The organism is Bacillus haynesii, assembly GCF_014042035.1.
GTDB lineage: Bacteria > Bacillota > Bacilli > Bacillales > Bacillaceae > Bacillus > Bacillus haynesii.
Window position 1 is genome coordinate 3,444,171 of record NZ_CP059494.1, and the last position, 14,369, is coordinate 3,458,539.

Genomic DNA, 14,369 nt, shown 5'->3' on the forward strand with positions numbered 1-14,369 from the left:
AAAGGATGATCTTTAAGCTGAGTGAAGAGCACCAAATGATACAGAAGATGGTGCGCGACTTTGCCCATCACGAGGTGGAGCCGACTGCGAAGGAGCGGGATGAGGAAGAGCGGTTTGACAGGGAACTGTTTGCAAAAATGGCGGAATTGGGGCTGACGGGTATACCGTGGCCTGAGGAATACGGAGGGATCGGCAGCGACTATCTCGCCTACGTCATCGCGGTTGAAGAGCTTTCGAAAGTCTGCGCCTCAACGGGTGTCACCTTGTCTGCCCATACATCGCTTGCGGGTTGGCCGATTTACGCATTCGGAACAGAAGCACAGAAGCAGGAATACTTAAAGCCGATGGCCCGCGGTGAAAAAATAGGAGCCTACGGATTGACGGAGCCCGGTTCAGGCTCCGATGCCGGCGGCATGAAAACGAGCGCGGTCAAAAACGGTGATGAATATATTTTAAACGGGACGAAGATTTTTATCACAAACGGCGGAATCGCAGACTTCTACATCGTGTTTGCCAACCTTGCGCCGGAACAGAAACACAAAGGCACAACCGCTTTTATCATTGAAAAGGATTTTCCCGGCTTTTCTGTCGGGAAAAAAGAGAGGAAACTGGGCATCCGTTCATCGCCGACAACCGAAATTATCTTTCAGGACTGCCGCGTGCCTTTAAAAAACCGCCTTGGCGGGGAAGGTGAAGGCTTTAAAATCGCAATGAAGACGCTCGATGGAGGCAGAAACGGAATTGCCGCTCAAGCCGTCGGGATTGCCCAGGGCGCATTTGAGGCGGCGAAGGCGTATGCGAAAGAGCGGAAGCAATTCGGCAGGCCGATCGCCGAGCAGCAGGGCATCGCTTTTAAACTGGCTGATATGGCGACGGAGATTGAAGCTTCAAGGCTTTTAACCTACCAGGCGGCATGGCTGGAATCAGAGGGACTGCCTTATGGAAAAGCTTCCGCCATGTCAAAGCTTTACGCAGGGGATACGGCCATGAAAGTGACGACGGAGGCTGTGCAAATATTCGGCGGATACGGCTACACAAAGGATTATCCGGTCGAGCGCTTTATGCGCGATGCAAAAATCACTCAGATCTATGAAGGAACGCAGGAAATTCAGAAGCTCGTCATTTCGAGAATGCTGATGAAATAAGGGTGGAAAACAGCCGTCTGGCACGGCTTGATCTGCTGCCGGCGGACAGGCTGCCGGCACAGTTTTTTTCGTTTTGACGGAGCCGGACGCTCCCGGCTGTTCTATGTTGCAATCCCGCTTGCCGCCGATTTCCAATGCAACCGGTAAAAATTATTGAATTAACGGGAATAAAGGTGGCATAAAGTGATTTCTTTTGTTTATAATGAGAGGTATGGTTTGTCGTAAAGACAGGGATTACATGCTTATTTTCTATGACAGAGATAGTAGATACATACATGAAGATAGAAAGGGAGTGTCTGGCGATGAGTTTGAAACAATACTCAGAGGAACAGCTAAAGGAAATGGCTTTAGTTGAAATCGCATACGAAATTTTCTCGGAACACAAAAAACCGATTACATTCCAGGAGCTAACAGATCAAGTAGCTTCCTTGCTTGGAATGGGGAAAGAAGAGCTGGAAGACCGCATCGCCCAGTTCTACACAGATTTAAATATCGACGGACGCTTTTTGGCGCTGTCGGACCAAACGTGGGGCCTGCGCAGCTGGTATCCGTATGATCAGCTTGATGAAGAAACGCAGCCGACTGTAAAAGCGAAAAAGAAAAAAGCGAAAAAAGTGGTTGAAGAAGATCTTGATCTTGACGAATTCGAAGAAATCGACGAGGATGATATTCTTCTTGACGATGTCGAAGAAGATTTGGACATTGACGCCGATGAATTCGAAGAAATCGATGAAGCAGACGATGATGAGCTGGATGATCTTGAAGACGAGATCCTGGATGATGATGAAGATTTTGAAGAAGAGGAAGACGAAGATTAATTTGCCGTCTGAACGGAATTTCATGTCTAAATCGATCTTGACTTTCACAGGCGAACTATGTAGTATGTATTTTGGGCTCTTCAAAACGAAGAGATTCGAGTGATACGGACTATCAGCTCCCTTTCAAGAAATTGAAAGGGAGCTTTCTTGTTTTTCCGCCTCCTAATCATTTAAATCATTTAGAAAAGATCTAAATGATTTTTCATAAAAAGAGCATTTTAAGGAATAAGCGTTAATCGAAGAGAGGGGTACAGAAATGACAAAATATATCTTTGTAACCGGAGGAGTTGTATCCTCGCTTGGAAAAGGAATTACGGCGTCTTCGCTCGGTCGCCTGCTGAAGAACAGAGGTTTGAATGTCACCATTCAAAAATTTGACCCGTATATCAACGTAGACCCGGGGACGATGAGCCCGTATCAGCACGGTGAAGTCTTCGTAACCGACGACGGTGCGGAAACGGATCTTGACCTCGGCCATTATGAGCGCTTCATCGACATCAATTTAAATAAATACAGCAACGTGACAACAGGAAAAATCTATTCCACGGTGCTGAAAAAGGAGCGCAGAGGCGATTATTTAGGCGGTACCGTACAGGTAATCCCTCATATCACAAATGAAATTAAAGACCGCGTATTCCGCGCCGGAAAAGAAACGAACGCTGATGTCGTAATCACCGAAATCGGCGGAACCGTCGGTGATATCGAATCGCTGCCGTTTCTCGAAGCGATCCGCCAGATCAAGAGCGATGTCGGCCGCGACAATGTGATGTACATTCACTGTACGCTTGTTCCATATCTTAAAGCGGCGGGAGAAATGAAAACAAAGCCGACTCAGCACAGCGTAAAAGAACTGCGCAGCCTCGGCATTCAGCCAAACGTCATCGTCGTGAGAACAGAAATGCCGATTTCTCAGGACATGAAAGATAAAATCGCGCTGTTCTGCGACATCGACCCTAAAGCTGTCATCGAGGCCGGAGATGCGGATACGCTCTACTCCATTCCTCTCGATCTGCAAAAACAAGGGCTGGACAGCCTGGTCTGCAGCCACTTGAAGCTGGACTGCAGAGAAGCCGATATGGAAGAGTGGAAAGAACTCGTCAATAAGGTGAAAAATCTGTCCAAAACGGTGACGATCGCTTTGGTTGGTAAATACGTCGAGCTCCCGGATGCTTACATTTCAGTTGTGGAATCGCTTCGCCATGCGGGTTATGCGTTTGACGCAGACATTCAGGTTAAATGGATCAATGCGGAAGAAGTGACGGAAGACAACGTTGCCGATCTTGTTCACGATGCGGACGGTATTCTTGTGCCGGGCGGATTCGGAGACCGCGGTGTTGAAGGGAAAATCACGACAGTCAAATATGCCCGAGAACAAAAGATTCCGTTCTTCGGCATTTGCCTCGGAATGCAGGTGGCATCGATTGAATACGCGAGAAACGTGCTCGGTCTTGAAGGAGCGCACTCAGCCGAAATCGATCCTTCCACACCGTATCCGATTATCGACCTTCTTCCTGAACAAAAGGACATTGAAGACCTCGGCGGCACACTGCGCCTCGGACTTTATCCATGCAAGCTTCAAGAAGGGTCGAAAGCGTATCAGGCATATGAAAATGAAGTGGTGTATGAACGCCACCGCCACCGCTACGAATTCAACAATGAGTTCAGACAGCAGATGGAAGAAGCCGGATTCGTATTTTCCGGGACAAGCCCTGACGGCCGCCTCGTGGAAATTATCGAGCTTAAAGACCATCCATGGTTTGTCGCGTCTCAGTTCCACCCTGAATTTACGTCAAGACCGACAAGACCTCAGGCTCTGTTCAGAGACTTCGTACATGCTTCGCTAAAGACTTCGGAAAAGCTGTAAAAAAGAAAAAGCCTGCCGGCAAATCACGCCGGCAGGCTTTTTTGGCTCTTTCTGATGATAATGGCGGCCCGAACTGGTACTATATTCATAAGGCCGGCCTCTCCTTCACTAATTTCCCTTAGGCAACCCTGTTTTATTGGTATTCCTGAAGAATTTCCTTTAATGTAAAGGATAGGGCATGATAAATGTAGAGGCTAACCATCAGGGACGGAAATCCGTACCTTGTTCCGTCTTCATCGGGAAGAAGCGGCATTCTCAGCTTTGAATCGATATGGACATCGGCGAAGGAAGAGATCGGGGCGCCGTCTTTTCCCGAAGTGGAGACGACAACAAGTCCGATTCCTTTTTCATACAGTTTTTCCGCCATTTTCAGCTCTTCGTCATCCGCTGAACCGGCGCAGAACATCAGCGCTTTGTCCGTCATTTCAAAAGCGGGCCAGTTTTCTTCGTCTTTCGGCAGCGGTTTGACTGAGGGAAACGGTTCAGAACTGTACATCGCTTCTTTCAAAATGCCTTCCAATTCATTTTTTCCGTATACATAAACTGAATGATCACTGATGACCGCCTGAGCCAACAAGCGGGCGCCGTCCTCTATCGATTGGGCCTCGCCCTCTTGAATCCGGTTGAAGATTCCCGTCAATTGAGTGGTGAAAATTTTAAGCAAGCTGACTCCTCCTTTTTTACTGACTATCATTATATAACAAAAGAGAATAATGGGAAAAATCCTCTAAATATGTCGCAAACTTAAATTTTTTAATTAAAGGAAAAGAGAAAAACAAAACAGAATAGATAAACTACTGCTTAATTTTGGCGAAAATTATAATTATAGAGGTGTAAATCATGAATGAGAAGATTTTAATCGTAGACGACCAGTACGGGATTCGGGTTCTGCTGAATGAAGTTTTCAATAAAGAAGGGTACAAAACCTTCCAGGCCGCGAACGGGATTCAAGCGCTTGACATTGTGAAAAATCAGCGCCCCGACCTCGTTCTGCTCGACATGAAGATCCCCGGAATGGACGGAATTGAAATTTTGAAAAGAATGAAGGTCATAGACGAGGGGATCCGCGTCATCATTATGACGGCCTACGGAGAGCTCGACATGATCCAGGAATCGAAGGAGCTCGGAGCCCTGACGCACTTTGCGAAGCCTTTTGACATCGACGAGATTCGCGATGCCGTTAAAACCTATCTGCCCATAAAGTCCAACGGATAGACGGGAAAAGTTTTTGATGTTGTCACAGTCATGTTGTTGCCGATTTGTTGATTAATTGTTATTCTATATAAGTAGAGAAAAGCTATCTAACGTTTTTAAAAACCAAAACATTTTACATATGGCGGATTTTTCTGGTCATGCTAGGTAGGTGTGGAGGCTTTTTTCGCAAAAGCAAATCAGGCTACATAAGGAGGACTTTCGACATGCCTTTAGTATCAATGACGGAAATGTTGAATAAAGCAAAAGAAAACGGATATGCTGTCGGACAATTTAACTTAAATAACCTTGAGTTCACTCAAGCGATTTTACAAGCCGCTGAAGAAGAGAAATCTCCTGTTATCCTCGGTGTATCAGAAGGTGCAGGACGCTATATGGGCGGATTTAAAACCGTTGTTGCAATGGTTAAAGCGCTGATGGAAGAATACAACGTAACAGTACCTGTTGCGATTCATTTAGACCACGGTTCAAGCTTTGAATCTTGTGCAAAAGCGATTCATGCGGGATTCACTTCCGTTATGATCGACGCATCTCACCATCCTTTCGAGGAAAACGTTGCGACGACTTCAAAAGTTGTTGAGCTCGCTCATTTCCACGGCGTATCAGTTGAAGCTGAGCTTGGAACTGTAGGCGGACAAGAAGACGACGTAATTGCAGAAGGCGTCATCTACGCGGATCCTAAAGAGTGCCAAGAACTTGTTGAGCGCACAGGAATCGACTGCCTTGCACCTGCATTAGGTTCTGTTCACGGCCCTTACAAAGGTGAACCAAACCTTGGATTCAAAGAAATGGAAGAAATCGGAAACACAACTGGTCTTCCGCTCGTACTTCACGGCGGAACAGGCATTCCGACTGCCGACATTAAGAAAGCTATTTCCTTAGGTACGGCAAAAATCAACGTCAACACTGAAAACCAAATCGCTTCTGCGAAAGCTGTTCGCGAAACGCTGGCTGCGAAGCCTGAAGAGTATGATCCGCGCAAATACCTCGGACCTGCACGCGAAGCTATCAAAGAAACAGTGATCGGCAAAATGCGTGAATTTGGTTCTTCAAACAAAGCATAATGACGATTGGAAAAGCATCTGTTTTCCCGCAAGGCCGGGGAAACAGGATGTTTTTCTGATGTTTTAGGGAAGTGCTGTTAACACATGCTATTTGACGGCATGAGGCTCTTTTGCTTCCCGTTCAGTCAAAAAAGCCGCCTGATAGCGACAGGCGGTTTTATCCATATCATCCGGAAAGCGCAAACAAGTTCCACAGTTCAGACATTTTCATGACAGGAGGTTTTATCAATATGCTGTTTTTTATTGATACTGCAAATTTAGACGAAATTAAAGAGGCGCACGCTCTCGGCGTGCTTGCGGGAGTTACGACAAATCCTAGTTTAGTAGCAAAAGAAAACATTTCGTTTCATGACCGTCTGCGTGAAATTACCGAAGTGGTTTCTGGGTCAGTCAGCGCCGAGGTTATTTCTCTGAAGGCTGAAGAGATGATTGAAGAAGGAAAAGAGCTTGCAAAAATCGCGCCGAATATTACGGTGAAAATTCCGATGACGTCTGACGGCCTGAAAGCTGTTAAAGCATTAACCGATCTCGGGATTAAAACGAACGTCACGCTGATCTTCAGCGCAAATCAGGCGCTTCTTGCTGCAAGAGCAGGAGCTACGTATGTTTCCCCGTTCCTGGGACGCCTTGACGATATCGGCCACAACGGCCTTGACTTGATCAGTGAAATTAAACAAATTTTCGATGTGCACGGTTTGGACACACAAATCATCGCCGCGTCCATCCGTCATGCGCAGCATGTGACTGAGGCCGCGCTCAGGGGAGCGCATATCGGCACAATGCCTCTCAAAGTCATTCACCAGCTTACAAAGCACCCGCTGACTGATAAAGGGATCGAACAGTTTTTAGCTGACTGGAATAAATAATTGCTTCATGTGGGTGGCAAGTGGAGGGGCTCCCTCCGTTTGTCACCGTTTTGTCTTACAAAGAGAAATGAATGTTTTGCAGAAGAGAATCTTGCCGCAGTCTGCTTCGCTACTTTTCTTCCCGATAAATTTAAAATGTGTTGTATTCTTTCTCTTTTAATTGGATAGATTTTGAAATGAACCATTTATTTTGAGTTTGAAGGAAATCTCATTATGAAGCGCTCCATTAGCTATCTTCTTTAAGGAAGGAGACGATCATGGAAAAGTTAAATATAGCTGGCGGCGATCCTCTCAATGGCACAGTACATATAAGCGGAGCGAAAAACAGCGCTGTCGCTCTCATACCCGCGACTATTTTGGCTGATTCGACGGTTACGCTTGAAGGCCTTCCCCATATTTCAGACATTTTGACGCTGCGCGATCTGCTGAGAGAGATCGGTGGAAACGTTCACTTTGAAAAGGGAGAAATGGTCGTTGATCCTGCGCCGATGATCAGCATGCCTTTGCCGAATGGAAAAGTGAAGCAGCTTCGGGCTTCTTATTACTTAATGGGCGCGATGCTCGGACGCTTTAAAAAAGCGGTCATCGGCCTTCCAGGCGGCTGCCACCTCGGTCCGAGACCGATTGATCAGCATATCAAAGGTTTTGAGGCGCTCGGAGCCGAAGTGACAAACGAACAGGGTGCGATCTATCTGCGTGCGGAGGAATTAAAAGGCGCGCGCATTTATCTTGATGTCGTCAGTGTTGGAGCAACGATCAACATCATGCTTGCCGCCGTGCTTGCCAAAGGCAGAACCGTAATTGAAAATGCTGCGAAAGAACCTGAGATTATCGATGTTGCCACCCTTTTAACAAGCATGGGAGCAAAAATAAAAGGTGCCGGTACGGATGTCATCCGCATCGAAGGCGTTGAATCGCTTCACGGATGCAGACACTCGATTATTCCGGACCGGATCGAAGCCGGCACGTTCATGATCGCAGCTGCTTCCATGGGACAAGAAGTGCTGATTGATAATGTGATTCCGACGCATTTGGAATCGTTAATCGCCAAGCTCCGCGAAATGGGGGTTCGAATCGAAGAAAGCAGCGAGCAGATTTTAATGGTCGGCGGACAGAAAGAGCTGAAACCGGTCGATTTGAAAACGCTTGTATACCCCGGCTTTCCGACTGATCTGCAGCAGCCGATGACATCGCTCTTAACGAAGGCAAACGGGACGAGCGTTGTTACTGACACCATTTATTCCGCCCGCTTCAAACATATCGACGAGCTGAGGCGCATGGGTGCGTCGATGAAGGTCGAAGGAAGATCGGCGATTATTACCGGTCCCGTTCCTTTGCAGGGCGCCAAGGTGAAAGCGAGTGATCTGCGGGCGGGAGCATGTCTCGTTGTTGCGGGTCTGATGGCGGAAGGAGTCACGGAAATCACCGGTTTGGAGCACCTTGACAGAGGCTACAGCCAGCTTGAAGAAAAGCTGACAAAGCTCGGGGCCACTGTCTGGCGTGAAAAATTGACAGACCAGGAAATTGAACAGCTGCAAAACTCTTGATGGACAAATGCTGTTATAGATAAAACATAAAACGATTTCATATGGGTGAGAGGAGATTAGATAGGAATGGAAAGAAGCTTATCGATGGAACTTGTACGTGTGACAGAAGCGGCTGCGCTTAAGTCAGCGCGCTGGATGGGAAGAGGTAAAAAAGACGAAGCCGACGACGCTGCGACAAGCGCCATGAGGGATGTGTTTGACACCATTCCTATGAAGGGAACGGTCGTAATCGGAGAAGGGGAAATGGACGAGGCGCCGATGCTTTATATTGGAGAAAAGCTCGGCAACGGCTACGGCCCTCGCGTAGACGTAGCAGTAGACCCTCTCGAAGGGACGAACATCGTCGCAAGCGGCGGATGGAACGCGCTCGCAGTCATTGCGGTGGCTGATCACGGAAACCTGCTGAATGCGCCTGACATGTATATGGATAAAATCGCTGTAGGTCCTGAAGCTGTCGGCTGCATCGATATTGAAGCGCCTGTGATTGATAACTTGAAAGCTGTGGCCAAAGCAAAGAATAAAGATGTAGAAGATGTCGTAGCCACGATTTTGAACCGTCCGCGGCACGAGAAAATCATTCATGAGCTTCGCGAAGCGGGCGCCAGAATCAAGCTGATCAATGACGGGGACGTGGCCGGTGCCATTAACACCGCTTTTGATCATACAGGCGTCGATATTTTATTCGGCTCAGGAGGCGCTCCGGAAGGCGTCCTGTCGGCTGTCGCACTCAAAGCTCTCGGAGGAGAAATTCACGGAAAGCTTCTTCCTCAAAACGAGGAAGAACTGAGACGCTGTGAAAAGATGGGCCTTGATACGGGCAAAGTGCTCCGCATGGAAGACCTCGTCAAGGGAGACGACGCGATTTTCGCCGCAACTGGTGTCACAGACGGAGAGCTCCTGAAAGGCGTGCAATTCAAAGGATCTGTTGGAACGACCCACAGCGTAGTCATGAGAGCGAAATCCGGTACGGTACGGTTTGTGGACGGAAGACACAGTCTCAAGAAAAAACCTAACCTAGTCATCCGGCCATAAGGAAAAAGAAAAGCGGGGATATATACGACCCGCTTTTCCCTTGTATTTCACTTCACGAATTGAATCAAGGTTCATACTCTGATACAATAGCTACGGCTTTTCTTCTTCATGTCAAGGCATTTTTCAAAACAGGGTCATCTCTATCAATTTCATGTCAAATCGTAAATGAAGTTGAATATGTACGACAAATGAGGTAAAACTAAAGAGTGCTGCGAAATTTTCTGCACATGTTGGTTCTTAGAGAGAGCCAAAATCCTGCCGCATCTATCAGATATGCGATTATCTTCTCTTGTTAAGTCCTCGCTTCTTTCTCGACTCATACTTATAATCCTTTTCAATACGTCGATATATATGGGTAGAAGCGTTGCCGGTAAAACGAATCGGCAGTATACATTAAGCGTCTTTCGTGAAATTGATGAGACAAAGTAAATTATTCGATTAGAAAAGAGTGGTGTTCTTAGTGAAAGATGTATCCATTTCATCTTTGGAAAATATGAAATTAAAAGAGCTGTATGAGCTTGCAAGGCATTATAAAGTCTCTTATTACAGCAAACTGACAAAAAAGGAACTGATTTTTGCCATTCTGAAAGCAAACGCCGAACAGGAAGATCTGCTGTTCATGGAAGGCGTATTGGAAATCATCCAGTCCGAAGGGTTCGGCTTTCTCAGACCGATTAACTATTCCCCTAGTTCAGAGGATATCTATATTTCCGCTTCTCAAATCCGCCGTTTTGATTTGAGAAACGGTGACAAAGTGTCCGGAAAAGTCCGTCCTCCAAAAGAGAACGAACGGTATTACGGCCTGCTGCACGTTGAAGCGGTTAACGGCGACGATCCTGAATCGGCAAAAGAACGCGTGCACTTTCCGGCATTAACGCCTCTTTATCCAGATCGCCAGATGGTGCTTGAAACGAAACCGAATCACCTGTCAACACGGATCATGGACATGATGGCACCGGTCGGCTTTGGACAGCGCGGTTTGATCGTCGCTCCACCTAAAGCAGGTAAAACCATGCTTTTGAAAGAGATCGCGAACAGCATCACAACCAACCATCCGGAAGCGGAGCTGATCGTGCTTCTTATCGATGAAAGGCCTGAGGAAGTGACCGATATCGAACGTTCGGTTGCCGGAGACGTCGTCAGCTCCACGTTTGACGAAGTTCCTGAAAACCACATCAAGGTGGCCGAGCTTGTATTGGAACGTGCGATGAGGCTTGTCGAACATAAAAAGGACGTCATCATTTTAATGGACAGCATTACAAGGCTGGCCCGTGCCTATAACCTTGTCATTCCGCCGAGCGGGCGAACGTTGTCTGGGGGAATCGATCCCGGCGCTTTCCACCGTCCAAAGCGTTTCTTTGGAGCAGCGCGCAACATCGAAGAGGGCGGCAGCTTAACGATCCTGGCGACCGCTCTCGTCGACACGGGTTCGCGGATGGATGACGTCATCTATGAAGAATTTAAAGGAACAGGGAACATGGAGCTTCATCTTGACCGTTCTCTTGCGGAAAGAAGAATCTTTCCTGCCATTGATATTCGCCGTTCGGGTACGCGTAAAGAAGAGCTTCTCGTTCCGAAAGAGCACCTTGACCGTCTGTGGTCAATCCGGAAAACGATGTCTGACACGCCTGATTTCGTCGAGAAATTCATGAGAAAAATGAAAAAGACGAAAACGAATCAGGAGTTTTTCGATATTCTGATCCAGGAATGGAAACAAGCCAATATGTCGGCGGCAAGGCGCTAATTTAAAACTTTAGTTTGCAAAACGTCCGAATCGCTGTTATAATTTCATCATGTGCGTTCCGGAGGTTTCGTCCCGGAATAATAACTCTGTTTCCGAATTGGATTCAGGGCGGAAGGAGATGACAGACATGAAAGCAGGAATTCATCCTGAGTTCAAAAAAGCAACAGTCAAATGCGCTTGTGGAAACGAATTTGAAACAGGTTCAGTAAAAGAAGAGGTACGCGTTGAGATTTGTTCTGAATGCCATCCGTTCTACACTGGCCGCCAAAAATTCGCTTCTGCTGATGGTCGTGTTGATCGCTTTAACAAAAAATACGGTCTTAAGTAATAATAGATATGATAAACAGGCAGGATTTTTCTTGCCTGTTTTTTTACTTGCAATAATTGCTGGAGAGGAGTTAGTTGGATGTACATCATGAAGCAAAGCGGTTGGCTTGAACTCATATGCGGAAGCATGTTTTCGGGCAAGTCAGAGGAACTCATCCGCCGGATCAAAAGGGCAACGTTTGCGAAGCAGGAAGTCAAAGTGTTTAAACCGGCCATTGATAATCGCTACAGCAGCGAATCTGTTGTGTCGCATAATGGGACATCCATTGTGTGCCACGCCATCGCATCTCCGGAAGAAATTTTTCAATACATAAGCAAAGAAACGGATGTCATCGGCGTCGACGAAGTGCAGTTTTTTGACGAAACGATTGTCCGCACGTTAACTTCTCTGGCTGATCAGGGCTACCGTGTGATCGCAGCAGGCCTTGATTTGGACTTCCGGGGCGAGCCTTTCGGTGTTGTGCCTGATCTTATGGCTTTAGCGGAAACGGTGACCAAGCTGCAAGCGGTGTGCTCTGTCTGCGGTTCTCCGGCCAGCCGTACCCAGAGGCTGATCGATGGAAAACCTGCTTCTTATGACGATCCAGTCATTTTGGTGGGGGCCTCCGAAGCATATGAAGCGCGCTGCCGCCACCATCATGAAGTGCCCGGAAAGCCGAAATAAAACCGGAAAAACACATAGATTTTGACACAAAAACACTTGGTAAAAACAAGTGTTTTTTTTATTGAATCCTTTTTATAGGAATTAATGTAATTAAAAAACTTAATTAAGAATACGAAAAAATTAACTAATTTTCATCGCTTGAATTTTGACAAAAGCAGGCATAAAATGACTTACTGTAGTCAGTAAAAAGTAAATAGGTTTTAGGAAATGTTCAGTTTTTTGTCAAAAACGCGCGTTACATATTTGACAATCTACATGTGTAAAAAGGCAAATATTCTATATTGTTTACCGTATTTATTTCACTTCATTAACATTTTAAGAAAGAAGGTAATTAGTGTGAACAACATGAGAAGAACGAAGGAAGGATATTTGGAGACTTCTTTACGGGGGAAAGACGTTCTTTCCATTCCAACGCTTAATAAAGGTGTTGCATTTTCGCTTGAAGAAAGAAAGAACCTCGGTCTGGAAGGGCTTCTGCCGCCGACTGTTCTCAGTCTCGATCAGCAGGCAGAACGGGCTTACGAACAATTTTCCCGTCAACCTGACAGACTTCGCCAAAACGTATATTTGAACGATTTGCAAAACAGAAACGAAGTGCTTTTCTATAAATTATTGCAAAACCATCTGCGTGAAATGCTTCCGGTTGTCTATACGCCAACTGTCGGCGAAGCGATTCAGGAATACAGCCACGAATACCGCAGACCGCACGGCGTTTACTTGTCAATCGATGATATGGACGGAATCGAAACAGCATTTAAAAACCTGCAGGCTTCTGCTGATGACATCGATTTGATCGTTGCTACCGATTCCGAAAGCATTTTGGGAATCGGTGACTGGGGCGTCGGAGGCATCAACATTGCGATTGGTAAGCTTGCAGTATATACGGCGGCAGCGGGAATCGATCCGAGCCGTGTCATCCCGGTCGTACTGGATGTCGGAACGAATAATGAAAAACTGCTAAACGATCCGCTTTATATCGGAAACCGTCATCCGCGTGTAGAAGGCGAGCGCTATGAACAATTTATCGACGCTTATGTCGAGACAGCATTAAAGTTTTTCCCTAATGCGCTTCTTCACTGGGAAGATTTCGGAAATAAAAACGCCCGCAACATCATGAGTAAATATAACCATAAAATTTCAACATTTAATGATGATATTCAAGGAACAGGGGCCATCACGCTGGCAGCGATTTTAGCAGCTGTCAAAAAGACCGGCACGTCTTTGAAAGACCACCGCGTCGTCATCTTCGGACCTGGTTCTGCGGGTATCGGTATCGCTGACCAAATCCGCGACACCATGGTGATTGAAGGGCTTTCAGAAGAAGAAGCCAGCCGTGCATTCTGGACAGTCGACTACAGAGGACTATTAACGACAGGCATGGATCAAATTTTGGATTTCCAAGAACCGTATTTGCGCGATACGGAAGAAGTAAAAGATTGGAAACGTAATGAAAAGGGAGAGATTTCCTTTGAGGAAGTCATCCGTCAAGTGAAGCCTACCATTCTGATTGGTACATCAGGTGTTGCCGGCGCCTTCACTGAAGAAATCATCAAAGAGATGGCGGCTCATACTGAGCGTCCGGTGATTCTGCCGATGTCCAATCCGACACATCTGGCTGAAGCTGTTCCTGAAGACTTGTTCAAATGGACTGACGGAAAAGCGCTTGTAGCGACGGGAAGCCCGTTTGAAGCCGTTGAGTACAATGGCGTGAAACACGAAATCGGACAATCCAATAATGCTTTCGTATTCCCTGGATTAGGTCTGGGAACAATCGTTGCGAAAGCGAAAGTTATCACAAACGGCATGTTTGCCGCATCTGCAAATGCGGTCGCGAACATGGTTGACCATGAAAAGCCGGGTGCAGGCCTTCTGCCGAAAATTGACGACCTGCAAGACGTATCCGTTCAAGTGGCGATCGATGTTGTGAAAGCTGCCATTAAAGACGGCGTGGCCCAGGTTCAGCCTGAAGATGTCGAAAAGGCTGTCCGCGAAGCCATGTGGCGTCCGGAGTATAAAACAATTGTTGCAAAACAAGACTAATATTAGGTTCTGAGGAAACGATAAAAAGAAACGGCAGCCCGGGTGC

The 14,369-nt window shown here is 46.7% G+C and carries 13 protein-coding genes; 12 read left to right on the forward strand and 1 reads right to left on the reverse strand.

Annotation, left to right across the window (positions count from 1 at the left end; genetic code table 11):
* Nucleotides 1-5: 5 nt before the first annotated feature.
* The 3 genes from H2R00_RS17015 (at nucleotide 6) to H2R00_RS17025 (ending at nucleotide 3,827) form a co-directional block, all read left to right on the forward strand.
* Nucleotides 6-1,145: an acyl-CoA dehydrogenase gene (locus tag H2R00_RS17015; RefSeq protein ID WP_154998397.1), complete on the forward strand. Its 1,140-nt coding sequence runs from the start codon at nucleotides 6-8 to the stop codon at nucleotides 1,143-1,145.
* A gap of 302 nt (nucleotides 1,146-1,447) precedes the next feature.
* The gene (gene rpoE / locus H2R00_RS17020) at nucleotides 1,448-1,963 is read left to right on the forward strand and encodes a DNA-directed RNA polymerase subunit delta (protein WP_154998395.1); all 516 of its coding nucleotides are present in this window, start codon (nucleotides 1,448-1,450) and stop codon (nucleotides 1,961-1,963) included.
* Nucleotides 1,964-2,219: 256 nt separating this feature from the next.
* On the forward strand, nucleotides 2,220-3,827 hold the full coding sequence (locus H2R00_RS17025; protein WP_182069913.1) for a CTP synthase: 1,608 nt from the start codon (nucleotides 2,220-2,222) through the stop codon (nucleotides 3,825-3,827).
* 133 nt (nucleotides 3,828-3,960) lie between these two features.
* On the opposite strand, the gene H2R00_RS17030 is transcribed toward H2R00_RS17025, so the two are convergent.
* Nucleotides 3,961-4,491 carry a DUF2529 domain-containing protein gene (locus tag H2R00_RS17030; RefSeq protein WP_182069914.1) on the reverse strand — a complete coding sequence of 177 codons (531 nt, stop codon included), beginning with the start codon at nucleotides 4,489-4,491 and terminating at the stop codon, nucleotides 3,961-3,963.
* 173 nt (nucleotides 4,492-4,664) lie between these two features.
* Here H2R00_RS17030 and H2R00_RS17035 point away from each other — a divergent pair, with 173 nt between their 5' ends.
* From H2R00_RS17035 to malS, 9 genes are all read left to right on the forward strand, one after another.
* The gene (locus H2R00_RS17035) at nucleotides 4,665-5,042 is read left to right on the forward strand and encodes a response regulator (RefSeq protein WP_094777382.1); all 378 of its coding nucleotides are present in this window, start codon (nucleotides 4,665-4,667) and stop codon (nucleotides 5,040-5,042) included.
* A 203-nt stretch (nucleotides 5,043-5,245) separates the two neighbouring features.
* Nucleotides 5,246-6,103 (forward strand): class II fructose-bisphosphate aldolase, encoded by an 858-nt coding sequence (locus H2R00_RS17040; RefSeq protein WP_020453288.1) that lies wholly within the window; start codon nucleotides 5,246-5,248, stop codon nucleotides 6,101-6,103.
* A 230-nt stretch (nucleotides 6,104-6,333) separates the two neighbouring features.
* Complete coding sequence (gene fsa, locus H2R00_RS17045) at nucleotides 6,334-6,969, forward strand: fructose-6-phosphate aldolase (RefSeq protein WP_020453287.1); 636 nt, start codon at nucleotides 6,334-6,336, stop codon at nucleotides 6,967-6,969.
* 257 nt (nucleotides 6,970-7,226) lie between these two features.
* Nucleotides 7,227-8,516 (forward strand): UDP-N-acetylglucosamine 1-carboxyvinyltransferase, encoded by a 1,290-nt coding sequence (locus tag H2R00_RS17050; protein WP_154998389.1) that lies wholly within the window; start codon nucleotides 7,227-7,229, stop codon nucleotides 8,514-8,516.
* 66 nt (nucleotides 8,517-8,582) lie between these two features.
* Nucleotides 8,583-9,548 carry a class II fructose-bisphosphatase gene (glpX, locus tag H2R00_RS17055; RefSeq protein ID WP_076788155.1) on the forward strand — a complete coding sequence of 322 codons (966 nt, stop codon included), beginning with the start codon at nucleotides 8,583-8,585 and terminating at the stop codon, nucleotides 9,546-9,548.
* A 460-nt stretch (nucleotides 9,549-10,008) separates the two neighbouring features.
* Nucleotides 10,009-11,292 (forward strand): transcription termination factor Rho, encoded by a 1,284-nt coding sequence (gene rho, locus H2R00_RS17060; protein WP_003186053.1) that lies wholly within the window; start codon nucleotides 10,009-10,011, stop codon nucleotides 11,290-11,292.
* 127 nt (nucleotides 11,293-11,419) lie between these two features.
* A complete protein-coding gene (rpmE, locus tag H2R00_RS17065) occupies nucleotides 11,420-11,620 on the forward strand; it encodes a 50S ribosomal protein L31 (RefSeq protein WP_003186051.1) in 201 nt (66 codons plus the stop codon).
* A 78-nt stretch (nucleotides 11,621-11,698) separates the two neighbouring features.
* Complete coding sequence (locus tag H2R00_RS17070) at nucleotides 11,699-12,283, forward strand: thymidine kinase (RefSeq protein ID WP_176276734.1); 585 nt, start codon at nucleotides 11,699-11,701, stop codon at nucleotides 12,281-12,283.
* Nucleotides 12,284-12,619: 336 nt separating this feature from the next.
* A complete protein-coding gene (gene malS, locus H2R00_RS17075) occupies nucleotides 12,620-14,323 on the forward strand; it encodes an oxaloacetate-decarboxylating malate dehydrogenase (RefSeq protein WP_182069915.1) in 1,704 nt (567 codons plus the stop codon).
* The last annotated feature ends 46 nt before the right edge of the window (nucleotides 14,324-14,369 follow it).